At 36.2% G+C, this 18,062-nt stretch carries 18 protein-coding genes and 1 riboswitch; of the genes, 1 reads left to right on the top strand and 17 read right to left on the bottom strand.

What is annotated here, in order from left to right:
- Nucleotides 1–11: 11 nt before the first annotated feature.
- The 11 genes from MKX78_RS02780 to MKX78_RS02730 all read right to left on the bottom strand — a co-directional run bounded on the left by MKX78_RS02780 (nucleotide 12) and on the right by MKX78_RS02730 (nucleotide 11,048).
- Nucleotides 12–1,244, bottom strand: coding sequence for a hypothetical protein (locus MKX78_RS02780; RefSeq protein WP_341049674.1), 1,233 nt, complete (start codon nucleotides 1,242–1,244; stop codon nucleotides 12–14).
- 24 nt (nucleotides 1,245–1,268) lie between these two features.
- On the bottom strand, nucleotides 1,269–1,985 hold the full coding sequence (locus MKX78_RS02775; protein WP_251163551.1) for a hypothetical protein: 717 nt from the start codon (nucleotides 1,983–1,985) through the stop codon (nucleotides 1,269–1,271).
- Nucleotides 1,986–2,375 (bottom strand): TadE/TadG family type IV pilus assembly protein, encoded by a 390-nt coding sequence (locus tag MKX78_RS02770; protein ID WP_341049670.1) that lies wholly within the window; start codon nucleotides 2,373–2,375, stop codon nucleotides 1,986–1,988.
- Nucleotides 2,376–2,391: 16 nt separating this feature from the next.
- Nucleotides 2,392–3,777: a VWA domain-containing protein gene (locus tag MKX78_RS02765; protein WP_341049668.1), complete on the bottom strand. Its 1,386-nt coding sequence runs from the start codon at nucleotides 3,775–3,777 to the stop codon at nucleotides 2,392–2,394.
- A 31-nt stretch (nucleotides 3,778–3,808) separates the two neighbouring features.
- The gene (locus MKX78_RS02760) at nucleotides 3,809–4,039 is read right to left on the bottom strand and encodes a hypothetical protein (RefSeq protein ID WP_341049666.1); all 231 of its coding nucleotides are present in this window, start codon (nucleotides 4,037–4,039) and stop codon (nucleotides 3,809–3,811) included.
- Between the two features lie 105 nt (nucleotides 4,040–4,144).
- Complete coding sequence (locus tag MKX78_RS02755; RefSeq protein ID WP_341049664.1) at nucleotides 4,145–5,080, bottom strand: type II secretion system F family protein; 936 nt, start codon at nucleotides 5,078–5,080, stop codon at nucleotides 4,145–4,147.
- Between the two features lie 4 nt (nucleotides 5,081–5,084).
- The gene (locus tag MKX78_RS02750) at nucleotides 5,085–6,011 is read right to left on the bottom strand and encodes a type II secretion system F family protein (protein ID WP_251163546.1); all 927 of its coding nucleotides are present in this window, start codon (nucleotides 6,009–6,011) and stop codon (nucleotides 5,085–5,087) included.
- A 14-nt stretch (nucleotides 6,012–6,025) separates the two neighbouring features.
- Nucleotides 6,026–7,354: a CpaF family protein gene (locus MKX78_RS02745; protein ID WP_251163545.1), complete on the bottom strand. Its 1,329-nt coding sequence runs from the start codon at nucleotides 7,352–7,354 to the stop codon at nucleotides 6,026–6,028.
- 23 nt (nucleotides 7,355–7,377) lie between these two features.
- Nucleotides 7,378–8,538: an AAA family ATPase gene (locus tag MKX78_RS02740; protein ID WP_341049660.1), complete on the bottom strand. Its 1,161-nt coding sequence runs from the start codon at nucleotides 8,536–8,538 to the stop codon at nucleotides 7,378–7,380.
- Nucleotides 8,539–8,570: 32 nt separating this feature from the next.
- Nucleotides 8,571–9,335, bottom strand: a complete 765-nt coding sequence (gene cpaB, locus MKX78_RS02735; protein WP_251163543.1) for a Flp pilus assembly protein CpaB — start codon at nucleotides 9,333–9,335, stop codon at nucleotides 8,571–8,573.
- Between the two features lie 702 nt (nucleotides 9,336–10,037).
- Nucleotides 10,038–11,048: an ABC transporter substrate-binding protein gene (locus MKX78_RS02730; protein ID WP_251163542.1), complete on the bottom strand. Its 1,011-nt coding sequence runs from the start codon at nucleotides 11,046–11,048 to the stop codon at nucleotides 10,038–10,040.
- A 211-nt stretch (nucleotides 11,049–11,259) separates the two neighbouring features.
- Here MKX78_RS02730 and MKX78_RS02725 point away from each other — a divergent pair, with 211 nt between their 5' ends.
- Nucleotides 11,260–11,724 (top strand): hypothetical protein, encoded by a 465-nt coding sequence (locus MKX78_RS02725; RefSeq protein ID WP_341049654.1) that lies wholly within the window; start codon nucleotides 11,260–11,262, stop codon nucleotides 11,722–11,724.
- A gap of 362 nt (nucleotides 11,725–12,086) precedes the next feature.
- On the opposite strand, the gene MKX78_RS02720 is transcribed toward MKX78_RS02725, so the two are convergent.
- The 6 genes from MKX78_RS02720 to MKX78_RS02695 form a co-directional block, all read right to left on the bottom strand.
- Nucleotides 12,087–12,338: a hypothetical protein gene (locus tag MKX78_RS02720; protein WP_341049651.1), complete on the bottom strand. Its 252-nt coding sequence runs from the start codon at nucleotides 12,336–12,338 to the stop codon at nucleotides 12,087–12,089.
- Between the two features lie 371 nt (nucleotides 12,339–12,709).
- Complete coding sequence (locus MKX78_RS02715; protein WP_341049648.1) at nucleotides 12,710–13,351, bottom strand: queuosine precursor transporter; 642 nt, start codon at nucleotides 13,349–13,351, stop codon at nucleotides 12,710–12,712.
- On the bottom strand, nucleotides 13,348–13,848 hold the full coding sequence (queF, locus tag MKX78_RS02710; protein WP_095370762.1) for a preQ(1) synthase: 501 nt from the start codon (nucleotides 13,846–13,848) through the stop codon (nucleotides 13,348–13,350). The genes MKX78_RS02715 and queF overlap by 4 nt, the downstream gene beginning before the upstream one ends.
- A 99-nt stretch (nucleotides 13,849–13,947) precedes the next feature.
- Nucleotides 13,948–13,995, bottom strand: a riboswitch (PreQ1 riboswitch).
- Nucleotides 13,996–14,064: 69 nt separating this feature from the next.
- On the bottom strand, nucleotides 14,065–15,117 hold the full coding sequence (locus MKX78_RS02705) for a hemolysin family protein (RefSeq protein ID WP_095370763.1): 1,053 nt from the start codon (nucleotides 15,115–15,117) through the stop codon (nucleotides 14,065–14,067).
- 38 nt (nucleotides 15,118–15,155) lie between these two features.
- On the bottom strand, nucleotides 15,156–16,493 hold the full coding sequence (locus tag MKX78_RS02700) for a hemolysin family protein (protein ID WP_095370764.1): 1,338 nt from the start codon (nucleotides 16,491–16,493) through the stop codon (nucleotides 15,156–15,158).
- 39 nt (nucleotides 16,494–16,532) lie between these two features.
- The gene (locus MKX78_RS02695; protein ID WP_224939188.1) at nucleotides 16,533–16,904 is read right to left on the bottom strand and encodes a MerR family transcriptional regulator; all 372 of its coding nucleotides are present in this window, start codon (nucleotides 16,902–16,904) and stop codon (nucleotides 16,533–16,535) included.
- Nucleotides 16,905–18,062 lie beyond the last annotated feature (1,158 nt).

Raw genomic sequence — 18,062 nt, 5'->3', positions numbered from 1 at the left:
ATATACCTCATTTAACTAAATACAGATTTAAAGAACCCTGTAACAGATTCTTTAGCTTTATTGAACTTATCTTTAACATTTGAGATAATTTCTTTTCTATTCCTATATAATTTTTGACCTAAACTAGCAATTGATAATACCCCACCAACCACTACCATCCCAGCAGCTATTGGTTGAGCACCGGGTATCATAGCAACTGCTGGCGCAAGTCCAGTAATGATTTCTCCTGTATTACCAACAAGGTCCCATGCAGCATTTGTTTTCTCTTCTGAAGTACTTGCTGAGTTTAACTTCCCAACATTATCAACTGTATCTTTAATAGCAAAAGGTAATGTAACTGCGGACACAACAGCATTTGCAGGTGTGAAAGTTTTTGTAGCATTATATAAATCATCAACGCTGGCAATATCAATTATGTCACTAGAGGCTCTTATCATTTCGATATTTCTAAATTCATTAACTGTTTTTAAATTATCATAAACTTCCTTCCCCTTCAGCCCAACATCCGCTACATCATAAGCAGCATCAATTGTCGCGTCACCTTTGGCGAAAGTTTTGAATCCTGCTAGGACAAGATTGGAACGACTGGATGCATAATTGCTAAAGCCAGCTGTATCTCCAGCACGAACCATTTCATCAGCAAAGTTAACTGTATTACCGATGACGTCATTTGTAACAAACTTTATACCGTCATAAGCCTTTGGATCTTCAAACTCAAAAAACGACTGATTATCAGATACTGTATTATTATACCTATCTAATGTATCCAGTGTCGGATTTTGATAGTCTGGGCTATATGGTGGTTGTGGATTGCCTGCAATGGGTCCTCCGGGTAAGTTTGAAGGATCATTGGGATTGTTTGGGTTATTTGGATTGTTTGGGTTGTTTGGATCATTAGAAGTGTTATTATTGCTATTATCGGAATTTAAATTTTGTTCCCATGGTGCATGTTCCCAAACAGGTGAGGTATTCCAATACGGCGTTACCCATTCAGATTGATTTTGCCATAATTGTTCATTCCACTCTGGTGAAGTTTCCCATCGAGATTGTTCCCACTCGGGCGGTGTCTCCCATTCGGGAGGGGTTTCCCATTCTGGTGGTGTCTCCCATTGAGGTCCACTCCAAGTTGGCGCATTATTCCAAGTCCCCCATGCATGTGCAACACTGGCATAACTACCTATATTCATAAACATGATAACAAATATGGATAATAGTGCAATGAGGACACGGTATGACCTTCTCATTGACAACACCTCCTAATCTTTTTATTAATAACTAATATTCAGTCCCCATGCGAACGAATCGAATAATTCGAAAGATGGCCCCTGTCCTGTTTGTCTCACATGCCGTTGATTATCAGAAAAGTATTCATCATACTTAAAGGCTTCGTACTTAGTAGCTGTCTTCACTTCAATTCTTTGGTTTTCGTTTAACCAGATTTCTGTTTCTGATACTTGGCCACCATTTCTTTGAATATTCGTACTTACTTCACTATAAATCTCACTTTCCGCATTACTTAATGATGAAGCAATGAACATTCTTAAAACATGGCTATCTGGTTTATTTAACTCACGCTTAATTATTTTATTGATTGCTTGATGTTTCTTTTCAGATTCTTTTAAGTAGTTGGGAAGTGTAGGAAGGAGCTCTTCTATTTGCTTTGATAATAATTCAGGTTCCTCTAGCTCTGGAGGTTCATAGTCTTCATTATCTTCGTTTTCCTCTGCTTCCTCTTTTGCTTCCTCTTCCGCTTCTTTAAATTGATCTTCTAAATACTCATCATAATCTTCTATCGATAAAGCAAGATGCTTCGTTATAATACCTGAAGCAACAATGCTTGCCTGCTCAGCATTATTGGACGCATGTTCTTTTTCAATAAACACATTGGCAAAGCTTAGGATTAAAAGAAACATTAAAAAGAACACACTAAACAATCCAATGATAAATAGCATGGTGTTTCCTTTTTCATTCTTTAAATATTTCATTTACTCCATCACCCTGCCACTTATTTCTCTCGTAAACGAAACCTTCGGAATATATCCCGCTATGCTATCTGGGATAAAAACCAAATCTAGGTTCACATGCATCCTTAAAGTGAAATGATTGTTACCGTTATTCATCGGATCGAGATCCATTATCTGTATGTTACCTCCGGCTTTATTAACAAGATCTCTTGCAGAACTGGTTGCATCAGTTATATCCTCAGTGACTGCATATGTCTTTGCTGCTTCATTCAATGCGGATTGAGCAACAATCACTGCATAACCCGCAACCAAAAACTGCCACAAAATCATCATAATTAAGAAAACAAGGGGCACCATTGCTAAGAACTCAATTGTCGCTGAACCATCTTCATTATTGATTCTTTTCTTCATTTGATGCCCCTCCTTTTTAGTTTGGTACATTTTTCTCATAAAGATTTTCTATTTCTTTTATTTTTTCATCAAGGTTTTCCTTTGATAGATCTGTTAATGTATTATTTAATTCTTTAACAGAAGCATAGTGTTTTTCATAGAACTCTTTAATATTTGATTGCATCTGGTCAGCTTGGTTTTTGGTAAGCTTTTTTTGATTTTCTAATTCACTTATTGATTGAGTAATCATTTTCTCTTCATTAGCCATACTAAAAAACCATTCACTCTGAACTTTCATAAGTTCCATTCTCTCTTGACTTGACTGAACAAGCGCATCAAATTTTTCGCTACTGCTCCACTCTAGCCATTTTTGTGATTCTTTTACAGTTTTATTAAACTCATTGTCTAGCTGATTTTGATTTTTTACATTTAAATAATTCCCCTCTGCTGCAGAAGCGATATCCTTTAATTGCTGCTCATCATCTTTAGCTAAATCAAAACCTATTACATTTACCACTGGTGATATCCCTGAATCTTTCAACTCTTTAGCAGCTGCAACAGGATCACCATCACATGTTTCAATCCCGTCACTTACGATATATACAACGTTTATATTATTTTCCGCAGACAGATTTGATAAATCGTCCTTCGCCTCTAAAATTGATGCCGCTAAAGGTGTCCATCCTGCAGGTTCAAATGAGTTCAATGCATTCGATAATTCAGATTCATTATAAGATTGAGATTCATATACTAATTCATTTGCAGCACAAGACATTTTTTTATCTGCATCAGATCCAGTTCCTTCGTGCCCATATACTCTTAAACTAAGATTTACTTCATCTGGTAATGTAGATGCAAATGCTTGAATAGACTCTTTCGCTAGCTCCATTCTCGTTTTGGCTCCCATATAATTAGCCATACTTCCACTAGCATCCAATACTATTTCAACATTATATTGCTCCTTAGTTGCTACCTCTTCTGCTGCACCAGGGCTTTTTAATACACTATTTTCAATTAACTCTTTCGGATCTTGATAGGGCATTTTATAAAGTGAATATAGGTAATTTAAGACCTCGTCAATAGCCTCCTCATTTTCTGATAAATCTGGCATATCTGCTAAAGTCTTCTTGACATTTTCATCGTTAATTGAGATAACTGAATTACCATATTCACCAATTGGATACTCAATTAATTCTTCAATAGTCTGTGGGCGATTGGCTACCTCTATTGATAATTGGTCATCTTTTTCCTCTTCTTCAACTATTTCATCTTGTGGATTCTTTTCCTTTCCTTGCACTTCTTGAGTATTTTCATCATTGTTATCTGCAGGTTCCTTGGACTGATCACTTTGATCTTGAGTCGAACAACCTGCTAATAATAAGAAAAGAAAAAGGAGGAAGTAGATTTTAATAATTTTATTCAAAGTAAAAGCCTCCAAGCGTTGTTGTTAAATGTTAGCTTCCGATACTTTGTAGCATTTCACCTATCTTGTTAACTATAATGCTAGCTAATCCCTCACCCTGGCTTCCCATAGCCGAAGCAACCGCAAACATCAAAGCAACGATTACTGCCGCTAATCCTACCCATTCAATTGTTGATACTCCGTCTTCGTTATTAACTGCCTTTTGTGTTCTCGCATACAGAGCGTGCATTTTCCCGTTTACTTTTTCGATAAAATTTTTCATTTGTTTTTCCTCCTAAATAATTGGTTTTATTACTTCTAATTTTTTTGATGGCGTGAGCTAACCTTCAGTTAGAAATAATCACCCCTTTCAAAGATTTATATCTTATTAACTAAATATATTCATAATACTGTTCTCACCATAGATCATGTTGAGGATCACTAATCCAATAATCAGCAACATAATGAGTGGAGCGATAATGAATGATGTGATTAAAGTGACTTTTGGAGATGCTTTAGCTGCTTTTTCTTTTACCTGTTCTAAGCTTATTTTCCTAATATCCTCAGCTTGTGCTTTAAAAGTCGAAGCCATCGGAACACCTAATCTCGTTGCTTGAATAAGTGATTTAATTAAAGATTGAAAGTCTTCATTTTCATTTCTATCTAATAATCCAGCATAAGCTTTTTCACGAGGGACACCCAGATCGATTTCTTGAAGGAATTGGGCAAATTCTTCTCTTATTGGACCATCAAAATATTTAATTACCTCTTTGATGGCACTATCTAAATTCGATCCAGCTTGTAAGCTAATACTTACCGTATCTAAAAAGTCTGGTAAGTCCTTTCTTAATAGATCCTGTCTTTTTTTACCTAATGACCTCACCCAAATAATGGGTATGAAAAAACCTAAAATTGGTAAAGTAACAAAAGCAATATTTGCTAGGGGGAACCCCATAATCACCATAAAGAAACCAAGTAAAAGTCCCAATAAAATAAACACGATTTTAAATCCTTGAAATCTCTTCACACTTAATTCATAAGGGTTACCTGATCTTTTTAATAGCTTATCTATCTCTTCAGATTCACTATAAAAATTAATCCTCTCTCCTAATGTGGAGAAGTCATCAGCATATCTGGCGAGAAATTGAATGATTTTTTCCAATCTGCCCTTCTTGCCAGCTACAAGTACGGAAGAGGTAACTGCTATTTCTTGTAAATGAGCTTTCAAGTATTGCTTTTGTTTAGAATACTGATATAAACTAGCTAATCCGAGAGCGAGAGATAGCCAACATAATATAACGGCGAATAATATGAAAGAATCCATAACGCTACACCTTTATGTTGGTAACAGCTCTTACAAGTAATAGCGCGATTACCATCCCTATAATAAAAATAATCATTAATATAGCTCCTGGAACAGTGAATAACAATTCCATAAATCCATCCATAATATTGTTTAACATGAACAACAAGAATATGGGCAGAGCAGGTAAGATATACGAAACAAACCTTTGTTCAGCGGTAGCTGTTGAAATTGTTTGTCTGAGTACCTTCCTCTCCTCAAGCGTGTGAGCCATTTCATATAAAACTTGTGTTAAGTTACCCCCTGCTCTTTTTTGAATTAATAGAGCAGAGATAAATAGTTTATACTCTCTCGTAGGTACTCGAACTTCTAATTCTTTTAACGCTCGCTCGAAATCGACACCTAATCTCATATTTTGGGTCAATGATTTAAATTCGTCTTTAGCAGGAGAACTCACTTCACTCGCTACGATTTCAAGCCCTTGGACAATTGTCATGCCAGATTTCGTTGCGTTCCCGAGAATTCGGCATACCTCAGACAATTGATTGTTTAACTTCTCTATGTATTTATTCTTCCTTATTAAGAATAAAATCCAATAAGCCCCTGCACAGAGCACAACCGCAATGATTAAGCTTAAGATAAGCGGTACACTAAAGAAGCCGAATAACATGATGGTGACAGTAAAGGCGATAAATAATAGAATGGCAAAAAATTCAGAAGGTAGAATAGATATATTGGATTTTACTAACTTTTGCTTAAAGTTATCGGCAAAATCAGTTTTATCAAACCTATCACCCAATTTTGCAATAAAGCTGTTACGTTCTTCTTTTTCTTGAAATTCCTTTGCTTGCTTTTTAATAATTTCTTTCTTATCACTACGATAACCTAAGTAATTATAAACACCCCATATAAAGAGCAATGTTGCTAATCCAAAAAGTATGGCTGCCTCCATAGTTACTCCACCTCCTATCCTTTAAAAATTTCTTCATCTAGCTCTATTCCATACATCTTAATTTTTTCTAAACATTTAGGTATTTTTCCTGTCGGTTCAAACGAACCTTCAACCTGACCATTTTCCTTTAGCCCTTTACGTCTATAGGTGAATATTTCATCAATATTGATTTCACCCGATTCACTACGATAAACTTCACAAATAGAAACGATTTTTCTTGTTCCATCTGTTAATCGTGTACTTTGAACGATAATATCTAATGCGCCCACAATATACTCTCTAACAATATGTGATGGTAAATCCATACCCGCCATGACAACCATTCCCTCGACCCTTCTCAGTGCATCAAATGGGGTATTGGCGTGTACTGTTGTAATCGACCCTTCGTGACCCGTGTTCATCGCTTGCAGCATATCAAATGCTTCAGAGCCACGAACCTCACCGACGATGATGCGATCAGGCCTCATCCGTAATGAGTTTTTCACCAAATGTCTAATAGAGATTTCGCCCTCGCCCTCCATATTTTCAGGGCGGGCCTCCAATCCCACGACATTTGGTTTATCTAAGCGAAGCTCAGCGGAGTCTTCAATCGTAATTATTCGTTCACCTACAGGAATAGAATCGCCAAGAACATTTAATAATGTTGTCTTACCGCTACCTGTTCCTCCGGAAATAAGCACGTTCATTTTTGCCCTTACAATCGCATCTAAAAAACGAGACATATTTTCATTTAGTGATTCAAAGTTTAATAGATCTTGAATGCGGAATGGTTCTTTGCGAAACTTTCGAATGGAAACGACAGATCCTCCTAAACTGATTGGAGGTATTACTGCATTCACCCTACTTCCATCGGGTAACCTGGCATCAACCATTGGCGAACTGTCGTCAATTCTTCTGCCAAGTGGAGCTACAATACGGTCAATGACATGTCTAACATGGCTTTCATCTCTGAATGAGATGGGCGAAAGTTGCAACTTTCCATATTGCTCAATATAGATTTCATTAAAGTTATTGATAAGAATCTCCGTAATACTTGGATCATTTAATAATGGTTCTAGGGGACCATAGCCAATGGACTCATCTATAATCCTTGTAATCAGTAATTCTTTATCATGCCTCGGAAGAATGATTTTTTCCTCACTCATAAATTGACTGATAAGTTGTTCAATTCTGAGTCTCATTTCCCCTTGTGGCAAGCTGGTTAACAGTTCAAGATTCGTTTCTTTTAATATGCGCGTTTTGTAATGCTCTACAAGCTCTGAAATGTATTGATTTTGAACTGACGACCTTTTTATCGTTCGATTTCGATTATTATTTTCTGTTTTTTTATCAAACAAAGACATCAATCATCAATCCTTAAATTATATTATTCTAACATTTGGTTAACCCATTTCTTCACGCTCTTAGTAAATGGTATCAACTTCTTTTCGACAGCTTCTTTTCTAAATGGTTCACCTTTATTGATATGTGCTTGAACCCCTTTAATGTCTCTTGGTATCTTAAATGCTATAGGGTAAGAAATAATATCTTTTAAATCATTCGGCTTTATTTCATTTTCTCTCCCGACTTCATTTAATAACAATTCCATACGATCCTGTGTTTCGATACCAAGCCTTACAAAAAGATTTTCAACTTGTTTTAACATATTGATAGATGGTGCATCCAAATTCATCACATAATAGATTTTATCTGACTCTTCCAATGCAATATATGTCTGTTCATTCACATATGTAGGAAGATCGACAATGACAAAATCATAGCTTCTTCTACAGGTCCTCAATAATTTAGAAATAAAATCAGAAGGAAGACTTTCACTTACCTCAGCATCTTTAGGGCTTAATAACACTTCAAGCTTTGAGTATTTTTCCTTTTCTGATACGTTTCTAATATGGGTTTCCGCTAATTCGCTAATAACTGGTTGAAGATCTGCAAGCGACCTGTTCGATTCAATCGAAAGATAAGTTTCCGTACCACCGTACTGCAAATTTAAATCGATTAAAATCACTTGTGCAGTGGATTCTAATTTTAATGTTTGTGCAAAAGAACTCGATAGTATCGTGCGGCCACTTCCACCTTTACCACTATAAAACGAGAGAATCTTTCCTCTTCCCCGTTTAAAAGATTGATTAGCTGAAGCTGTTTCTTCCAACTGCTCTCTTTTTTGAATAGCCAGTTGTATAATGCTGTCCATTCTGCCATAAAGCATGGTATTTTCATCCGGTAAAACAAAATAATCAGTAATTCCTGCTCTTGTTATATCCCTTAATGTGTCAAAGTCTCTTGAGAAGGAGATATAAACAATTGGGAGTATATGATTATAAGTGTGGATATATTCAATCGTATCCACTGTTGATTCTGAAGAGGATTCGATTAGAAAGATTAAATCTGGAGATAATCGATCCAATTCTGACCTTATATCAGAATAATTAAGTGTATCTATTTTGTTATATTCATTAAATAACCCCATAATATTAGTAAGCGATTCATCACTATCACTCACTATCAGGATATTGATTTGTTCAGCCATCATGACCACCTCATTTTTGACATACCTTATAATCAGTCTTTTTTATCTGACTTTTCTTCTTTCTTCTCTTCTTTTTCTTTAGGTTCTTCTTTCTTCTCTTCTTTAGCAGGAGCTTCGTCTACCTTCTCCTCTTTCTCTACAGAAGCCGCTTCTTTTGCCTCACCATCGACTTCTTGCACTTCCTCTTCTAAACCAACATTTGCCTTTAGTACTCTCATACTATCAGCGTAATTTTGCATATGTATAATTTCTGGTGCAGCTTCAAAAGGGACTTCCACGACAATTCCTGAAAACTTTTTATCACTTTGTAAGATACGAGCAACCTTTACATCCTTCTTAAAGCTTTCAGTAACTGGATTACCATCAAACTTGTGTGAAACAATAATGTCCACTCGATCAAGTGCCTCTAACTGTGTATCAAAGCTTACATTTTCAGTCTGCGTTATCATCACGAGACGACTATTCTCATCAGTAGCTGTTGATACAGGTTTAATCATTGGTTGTGTAATCACTTCATCTTCCTTTAATGGTACGACTAAAACTTTGTTAATTAGATCTTCAACATTTAATACATACGATTCATTTACATACCTATTAGGTATTTCAATGGCTTTCACTTGTTCTGGTTTAATAACTGTTCTAGAAGGAATATCATCTGCTGCTACATAAACTTCCGTCATCCCACCAAGATCAGCATTAAGTTCGCTTACTTTTTGAAGGACAAAAAAACCAGCTGCCACTGCTAATAATAATGAAATAGATATAAAGATTATGGCTCTTCTCTTCGATTCCAACATTCTGCTTCTTCTCTCCCACATCATTCATATTTTTCTATATTTAAGTAAAATTTGGTAAATAATTTACTACTTTTTACCTCGTTTAAAAAATTTTAAACCTGATAATTTGAAGTTTTTTCTTTTTTCCTGCTATATATTTACTAACATCTGTAGAAATTTCCGTCAAATCCACTTTTGTCCATGTCGAAATTTGTCTGTGAATTTCGTACTATTTTTCTCTCAATTTCGAGATTTTTTATGTGATTTTAGAAGTATGTCTGTACAGGAGCAGAGAAACAATTCTAATTACTTTATTGCAATTAATTGAGGAATATATATTTTTATAGTCTTTTAGACTCAATTTGTAAGCAAAGTTGGTTTCTACCTAAAATATACTCATATAAGTGTTGAGAATTTCCCTGAAAAATTTCCCTCGGGGTATCGAGAGTAATTTTTCACTCCATGTGATTTATTTTCTTTAAATGTATAATAAAAAGTTAAATAACAATTGTTTATTAGGCAAAATTTTATATTTATTTCCTTTTTATACCTTTTAGTCATTTTATCAATATAATATCATTCCATTTCAAACGACATAGCTACAAAAAATGCTAACCTAGGACAAAGTAATTAAACACAAGATAAATAGTTGACAAGAATCGACAGTTTTTCCATACAAAAAGAGATGTAGTTAATTACTACACCTCTCTTAACCGAATAAAATTATTCACCTATGACCTTTGCCCCTTCTAATAGTTTATCTGTTAATTCAACACCTTGTTTCTCAGCTGCATCCTTGTTAACGATTAATTCTAGATTATCAGGGAAACCAACTGGGATGTCACTTGGTTTTTTGCCATTTAATATTTCTATAGCCATTTCACCTGTTTTATAACCAAGGTCATGGTATTCAAAGCCATAGGAAGAGAACGTGCCTCTTTCAACTGAATCACTTTCACCAACAAATGTAGGAATTTTTTCTTTATTAGCCACTGTGATGACTGATTCTAAAGCTGAAACGACGGTGTTGTCTTTTGGAATATAAAAGACATCGGACCGATCAACAAGTGACTCTGCTGCTTGCTTCACTTCTGAGCTAGTTGAAATTGCCGTCAACGCATATTCAAGTCCATTCTCTTCTAATGCCTTCTTCGCATTTTCTACATTAACAATTGAGTTAGCTTCCCCGTCGTTATAAATGATTCCGACCGTCTTTGCTTCTGGGACAAACTTTTTAATAGAAGCAATCGTATTTTTAATCGCATCTGGATGGGTATCAGAAGTACCAGTCACGTTTGCACCCGGCTTGTCCAAGTCTTTTACAAGATCTGCGCTAATCGGATCGGTAATAGCTGTAAAAAGAACGGGTATATCCTTGGTTGATTGAACAACAGATTGAGCACTCGCTGTTGCTATTGCAAGAATTAGGTCATTGTCAGCAGTAACCAAGTTTTGAGCAATAGACATATTATTATTAGCGTCCCCTTGAGCATTCTGATAATCTAACTCTAAATTCTTTCCTTCCTCATAGCCTGCATCTTTTAAAGCAGCCATAAAACCTTCTCTTGCAGCATCTAATGAAGGGTGCTCAACAATTTGTGTAATACCAATCTTAACAACCTTTTGCTCCTTTTCATTGTCCCCACTGCCACTTGCCTCATCAGCACCTGAAGAACCACAGGCACTAAGAAGCAGCATTGAACTACCAATCAAACCTGCTAATAATTTTCTCATGACCTAACTCCCCACTTATAAAATTTTTAATATTTCGATAATAACACGCTTTGTTGATTTAAAGCAATGAATTTTTTTGCATGCGTTTTCATTATAGTAATGATACTCCACACATATTGATTCCCCTTCTTTTTCATAGAAAAATCGTGGTGAATTTTTACAATTATGTGTGCTATTCTTATATCAGATACTTACATAAAGGAGTTTTTGAATGACTGAGGGCATGTTTAACTTAAAAAAGCTGAAAAAAGCTAAAATGACCTATTATGCAGTCTCCTGCTACACGGATAAGACTTCAAGTCAAGAAACATACGATACCCAATTTGCCTTTCCTGTCGGAGACCTCGATAACGTAGAAGTGACAACAGAAATACTCGATGGTGAGTGGAACGAGGGGCAACGTGTAAAACTTCACGAGATCATGAATGAAAAACAGCTGCAGTTCCCTTTTTATATCATCAATGAAATTAATGCGGAAGATATAAGTAAAGAGATCAAGCTTCTTAAAAAAGACCACCCCTTTAAGACTTTGCTTGGGACAATTTCTTTTGAGGAAATAGTTGCAGCTGAAGATCGTGCGATTTATCAGCTTCACAAGGCTGTTGCGTATAAACAGACTGTTGCTGAAACGATTGAATTTTTGAATGGGAAGCTATCTGGACAGAAAAGCTCATAAAAATAGCCGAGACCTTTTAGTTAAAGTCGCTCGGCTTTTTTATTAGAAGTTAATAAAATCTACCTGCTAACGTGATTTGACTAGTAATAAAAAAGCTGTCAGAAAAAACAAGAAAGTGCTAACCATCCAGGTACTCTGCTATTTTTATTAGTTACATTTGGATTGGATGCTTGGTTCTGTAGAGTAAGGTAGCCGGAGCTTGACGTCGGCCTAGGTGCAACGGTACCGATACTCTCCGATCCCCAAATTATGTCTACTACTCGTTTTGCAGGGAGAATCTTGTGTGAATTAAGATGCACAAAAGCTCTTTGCGCAGCTTTTGTTACCGAATTTCTTTTTGAGTGACTCGCTAACATCATTTGCTACGCCTTCGTTTCTACTTTTCCCTTTGAGTGACTCACAAACATCATTTGCTGCGCTCTCGTTTCTGCTCTTCCTTTTGAGTGACTCACAAACACCATTTGCTGCGCTCTCGTTTCTACTATTCCTTTTGAGTGACTCACAAACATCATTTGCTGCGCTCTCGTTTCTACTTTTCCCTTTGAGTGACTCGCTATCTCAATTTGCTGCGCTCTCGTTTCTGCTCTTCCTTTTGAGTGACTCACAAACACCATTTGCTTCGCTCTCGTTTCTACTATTCTCTTTGAGTGACTCGCTATCTCGATTTGCTACGCTCTCGTTTCTACTATTCTCTTTGAGTGACTCGCTATCTCGATTTGCTGCGCTCTCGTTTCTGCTCTTCCTTTTGAGTGACTAGCGAACTCGAATTTTCTCGGGATTTCTTTTGAAAATGGTTTTAAAGCCTAACAAATATACTTTGTTAGACTTTCATTTGTTACTTCTTAATAAAATTCGGTAAGCCTCTCATTACCTGACTATCAACGATTCCATCTTTATATCCTCTTCCTTGTAGATGGCATTACTAAACTTTACTGCACAATATCATCATAAATATAGCGAGACCATAGTAAGAGCATTTAAACAATCAATTCTTAAAGACTTCTCCCCCACCCGCCATATTTTCCTCACGCTTACGAATCATATGCACAACTAAATAAACAAGCGGTGTGATGCAAATTGAGGCAATAAATTTAAATAAATATTGCGAGAGAATCAATCCCAATAATGCGGTAGTTGGAATCGTTCCGTAAAAGGCGATCGTAATAAATATCGATGTGTCGACGATTTGACTAATCATTACAGACATATTATTTCTGAACCATAACTTCTTCTTACCATGACGCATTTTTAGTTTATGAAAAACATACACAACAATATGCTGGCTAATAAAATAAGACACAAGACTCGCAACTATTACACGAAAGCTACCACCTAAAATCGCTTGAAATGATGCCTGTTCGCCGAATACGGGAGCAGCAGGTAATTGGATGGTGATCATAATAAAGATAATCGCCAATATTTGTGTGATAAGACCAGCTTTCACCGTTTGTTTACCAGCTTCTTTCCCATATAATTCGACGATAATATCAATGATTGGGTACGTAAAAATAAAAACGACCACTGCTGCTGGAAGAATCGCTAAATCGCCAAGGCTGAATAATTTCACAGCAACTATATTAGCTAATATAAGCAAGCCCACATAGATGCCGTTTAAATATAGAATCATCGATTATCCACTTTTTCTGGATAGAGGTCATGGTTCATTAATCGATGCTCTGCCATCTTTTCGTATTTCGTTTCCGGTCGGCCATAATTGCACCATGGATCAATGCTAATACCACCACGAGGCGTAAATTTCCCCCAAACTTCAATATATCGGGGGTTCAATAAATCAATGAGGTCATTCATAATAATATTGACACAGTCCTCGTGAAAATCGCCATGATTTCTAAAGCTAAAGAGATACAGTTTCAATGATTTACTTTCTACAATTTTTTCATCAGGGATGTAAGAGATATACATCGTAGCAAAATCCGGTTGGCCTGTGATGGGGCAAAGACTTGTGAATTCTGGACAATTAAATTTGACAAAATAATCTCTGCCGCTATGTAAGCTGTCCACAGCCTCAAGTACTTCTGGTGCGTAATCTGATGGGTATTGGGTCTGTTGATTACCTAATAAAGTTAAATCCGTTAATCCTTGTTCTTCTTTTCTTCCTGACATAAAAAAGCCTCCTTGAATCAATTTCGTTCAGGGAGCTAAAACCATCTGTCAACTAAGAAACAAAAAACCACGCCCGAATATGGACATGGTTTTTTTCATGCATCCATAGTTTTTTATAGAGGGTTTAAAGCTATGAACCTCTTCTGGATATCTTCCAGTCTATTCATTTACTTTTCTCAGTTTATATAAGCTTGTGATCACTGTCAATCTTTTCTGTTAGGCGTACACTTCATTGCCATCCGATTCATCTTTAATTTCACCAACAATTTCAGAAAGAATATCCTCCATTGTTACTAACCCGACGGTTTTGCCTTGATTATTTGTTACAAGGGCCATATGTGTACGTGTTTGCTGCATTTTCAAGAAAACCTCTTTAATGGAGATAGTTTCTTTATAGCTTGGAATCTCATGCATAAATTCTTTAAAATCTTCCTTACGTCCTGCAGCTAAACTCGTTAACATTTCCTTCGTATTAATGAAGCCGATATATTCCTTCGTCTTAGATGTAACAGGGTATCTTGTATATTCATGTTCATCGATGACCTTTAACATGCTGTCCAATGACTGATTCTTCTGCAGTGTAATCATTTCTTCTTTCGGAATCATAATATCTTTTAATTGACGACCATCAAAGGCAAAGATGTTCTCCAAATAAGCAAGTTCTGTTTGGTTGATTTCTCCACCTTCATAACTTTGTGTGACAATCAACTTCAACTCTTCTTCCGAGTGCACAGTATCATGACCAGCTGGCTCAACACCGAATCGTCTTAAAATAAACGTTGCGGAACCATTTAATAAACTAATAACTGGCTTCATAATGCGACCAAACCAATATAAAGCTGGCGCCAGTAGAAGTGTCATTTTTTCTGCATATTGTATCGCTAATGTTTTTGGTGCAAGTTCCCCAATAACGACGTGTAAGAACGAGACAATAGTCAGTGAGATAATATAAGAAAGTATTGTCGCTACAGCGGCAGATACTTCAAATTCAATAAACAAAGGTTCTAAAATCTTCTGTACAGTTGGTTCACCTAAAGCACCTAAAACAAGCGCTGTAATGGTAATACCTAGCTGGCAGGCAGATAAATAATAGTCAAGATTATGAGCTACTTTTTTAGCAAGTACTGCTTTTTTATTTCCTTCTGCGATCAATTGATCGAGTCTAGACATACGCACTTTCAATATAGCAAACTCGGCACCTACGAAAAATGCCGTAAACAAAATAAATAATGCAACTAAAAACAAGTTTAATATGATTATACTGTCCAATTATTTCCCTCTTCCTGAGGGATTCACCTCCAAGATGATTACGATGATTGAGGGGTTTCCTCTGCTATTTGATCTTCTAAATATTGATGGAACATGACTTGTTTAATTTGATAATTATCCATTTCAGCCACTTCCCACACATGATTATCGTGATGAACCTCGTCACCCTGCTCTACTACTTCAAGGTTTTTATATTGTATCCAACCAGCAATTGTGTCGATATCTTCACTATCTTCAAATGTTAGGCCAAACCGGTCTTCCAAATCAGTCAATAACACACGTCCATTGATGATATACTTTTGTTCACCCGCTGGACGGATATCCGCTACTTCATCCTCATCAAATTCATCGCGAATTTCGCCAACTAGCTCTTCAAGTACATCCTCCATCGTTAAAACACCAGAAGTTCCGCCGTACTCATCCATAACAACAGTCATATGGACTTGTTCTTGCTGCATTTTCACCAGCGCATCTTGTATACTTGTTACTTCTACAACAAATGGAACATCACGCATATATTGCTCTAACTTTACTTCCCTGCCACTCACAATGTGACTGAGCATTTTCTTCGCATTGACAACACCAATAATACGGTCTTTATCCCCATTTTCGACAACGGGATAACGCGTATAATTATGTTCATCTAAAATGGCGATCAGTTCATCTGGAGTCATATCCTTATCAATTGTCACAAGATCTGTTCTTGGAACCATGATATCTTTTGCTACTCTTTCATCAAAAGAAAAGACGTTCTCTAAATACTTCAGTTCTGTTTGATCAATTTCTCCACCTTGGAAACTTTGTGCCATAACGATTTTTAATTCTTCCTCAGTGTATGCCTTTTCTTGCGGAGCTGGCGCGACACCAAACATACGCAATAAAAGACGAGAAGCACCATTTAAAGCAAAAATAAACGGCGACATAATCTTACCGAACCAGTAAAGTGAAGGAGCAAGCATTAACGTCACTTTTTCCGAAAATTGAATAGCTAAAGTTTTCGGTGCCATCTCTCCGACTACCACGTGTAAATAAGTTACTAATGCAAAAGCAATTGCATAAGAAGCAACATCAGCAATAGTAGCAGAAATGTTTAACCAACTAAAAACAGGATACAACACAGCACTTACAGCCGGTTTACCTAATGCACCTAAACCAAGGGCTGTTACCGTAATACCAAGTTGACAAGCTGATAAATAATAATCCAGGTCCGCTGCTACTTTCTTAGCAAGAACCGCTTTTTTATTTCCTTCAGCAATTAACTGGTCAATTCTCGACATACGGAGTTTGACTACTGCGAACTCAGACGCAACGAAAAACGCCGTCAGAGCAAGTAAAATTACAAGCATTATTAAATTCGTAATGGTTATTATGTCCAATTATTTCCCTCTTAACTGAGGGATTCACCTCCAAAATAGTTAACACTCATTCAATCGTTTGAAACAATCTGATAATTCTTTTTCAAGTAAGCGAAACACACGCTTTTTTTCGATTTCGGAACATTGTTGATATCGTTGTTCTACGATTTCAAGCTTCCCTTTTAAACGATTGATTTCCTCTTGGACCTCTATTACCATGGGGTCTACTCCTTGGTTATCCTGTGTATGAAGTACTCTCTGAATCTCTAGAATTGATAATCTCTCTTTCTTCAAAGCTTTAATCCTTTCTAACGTATTCAGGACATCCTCAGGATAAAGACGGTAGTTTGAAGAGGAACGTTCGACACTCAATAAATTCTTTTTTGTGTAATAATCAATCGTCCGTGATGTTAAACCGCTCAATTTCGCCACCTGACCAATTCGCAATAACGCCTTCCCAATGAAGTAACCCCCTTTCTATATTAAGTATTACGTTTCAGTTTTATCTAAAACCTATGTTTATAGGTTGAAACTTTTTAAGAAAAAACACAAACTATTACGTTATAGTTTATGAGAAAATTATATAATGGACTGTAACTGAAATCAAGTGGTAGCTTTTTCAGTCTACAACTCCCCATTCTCAATTATATTTTACCTGATAACAGGATAGATCACAAAAAAAGAAACTTCATATTATATAATAATTTATATTATTTTTTCGGAGGATGATATAGCATATATAAACGAACTGATGAGATTACGATGGTAAAATTGAACTCAGCCGGAAATATTGGTTTGTTCTAGTGAACTCGAATTAGAATATGCGAGCGATCTTGGAAACGCGGCAATCATTTGAACCAACTACTTATTTGACTCGCTTAACTGACAAACGCTTCGTTCTTGCTGGAAACGTATCAAATAAAAGGGAGTTTCTCTATATTTGACTCGTTTAAGAAGTAAACGATCCAAAAATTTGGGCTTTCTGCAAATCTTGACGCGTTTTAGAAAGGAACGAATCAAACATTTGAACCAACTACTATTTTTGACGCGTTTAACTGACAAACGCTTCAAATTTTTCACTGCTCTCAGAATCCTGACTCGTTCTTGCTGGAAACGTATCAAATAAAATGGGGTTTCTCTATATTTGATTCGTTTAAAGAGTAAACGCTCCAAAATTTTGGACTTTCTGCAAATCTTGACTCGTTTTGGAAAGGAACGAATCAAACATTTGAACCAACTACTATATTTGACGCGTTTAACTGACAAACGCTTCAATTTCTTCACCAATCTCAAAATCCTGACTCGTTCTTGCCGGAAACGTATCAAATAAAATGGGGTTTCTCTATATTTGATTCGTTTAAAGAGTAAACGCTCTAAAATTTTGGACTTTCTGCAAATCTTGACTCGTTTTGGAAAGGAACGAATCAAACATTTGAACCAACTACTATATTTGACGCGTTTAACTGACAAACGCTTCAATTTCTTCACCAATCTCAGAATCCTGACTCGTTCTTGCCGGAAACGTATCAAATATAAGGGAGTTTATCTATATTTGACTCGTTTAAAGAGTTAATGCTCCAGAAATTTGGA

Source organism: Cytobacillus sp. FSL R5-0569 (genome assembly GCF_038007265.1).
Classification (GTDB): Bacteria; Bacillota; Bacilli; order Bacillales; family Cytobacillaceae; genus Cytobacillus; species Cytobacillus kochii.
Note: the sequence above shows the minus strand (reverse complement) of the source record. Positions and strands in the feature narration are given on the sequence as shown.

Coding starts and splice junctions, on each gene's coding strand:
- MKX78_RS02780 (WP_341049674.1), bottom strand. CDS start 1,244: ATGAGAAGGTCATACCGTGTCCTCATTGCACTATTATCCATATTTGTT.
- MKX78_RS02775 (WP_251163551.1), bottom strand. CDS start 1,985: ATGAAATATTTAAAGAATGAAAAAGGAAACACCATGCTATTTATCATT.
- MKX78_RS02770 (WP_341049670.1), bottom strand. CDS start 2,375: ATGAAGAAAAGAATCAATAATGAAGATGGTTCAGCGACAATTGAGTTC.
- MKX78_RS02760 (WP_341049666.1), bottom strand. CDS start 4,039: ATGAAAAATTTTATCGAAAAAGTAAACGGGAAAATGCACGCTCTGTAT.
- MKX78_RS02755 (WP_341049664.1), bottom strand. CDS start 5,080: ATGGATTCTTTCATATTATTCGCCGTTATATTATGTTGGCTATCTCTC.
- MKX78_RS02750 (WP_251163546.1), bottom strand. CDS start 6,011: ATGGAGGCAGCCATACTTTTTGGATTAGCAACATTGCTCTTTATATGG.
- MKX78_RS02745 (WP_251163545.1), bottom strand. CDS start 7,354: ATGTCTTTGTTTGATAAAAAAACAGAAAATAATAATCGAAATCGAACG.
- MKX78_RS02740 (WP_341049660.1), bottom strand. CDS start 8,538: ATGGCTGAACAAATCAATATCCTGATAGTGAGTGATAGTGATGAATCG.
- cpaB (WP_251163543.1), bottom strand. CDS start 9,335: ATGTTGGAATCGAAGAGAAGAGCCATAATCTTTATATCTATTTCATTA.
- MKX78_RS02730 (WP_251163542.1), bottom strand. CDS start 11,048: ATGAGAAAATTATTAGCAGGTTTGATTGGTAGTTCAATGCTGCTTCTT.
- MKX78_RS02725 (WP_341049654.1), top strand. CDS start 11,260: ATGACTGAGGGCATGTTTAACTTAAAAAAGCTGAAAAAAGCTAAAATG.
- MKX78_RS02720 (WP_341049651.1), bottom strand. CDS start 12,338: ATGGTGTTTGTGAGTCACTCAAAAGGAAGAGCAGAAACGAGAGCGCAG.
- MKX78_RS02715 (WP_341049648.1), bottom strand. CDS start 13,351: ATGATTCTATATTTAAACGGCATCTATGTGGGCTTGCTTATATTAGCT.
- queF (WP_095370762.1), bottom strand. CDS start 13,848: ATGTCAGGAAGAAAAGAAGAACAAGGATTAACGGATTTAACTTTATTA.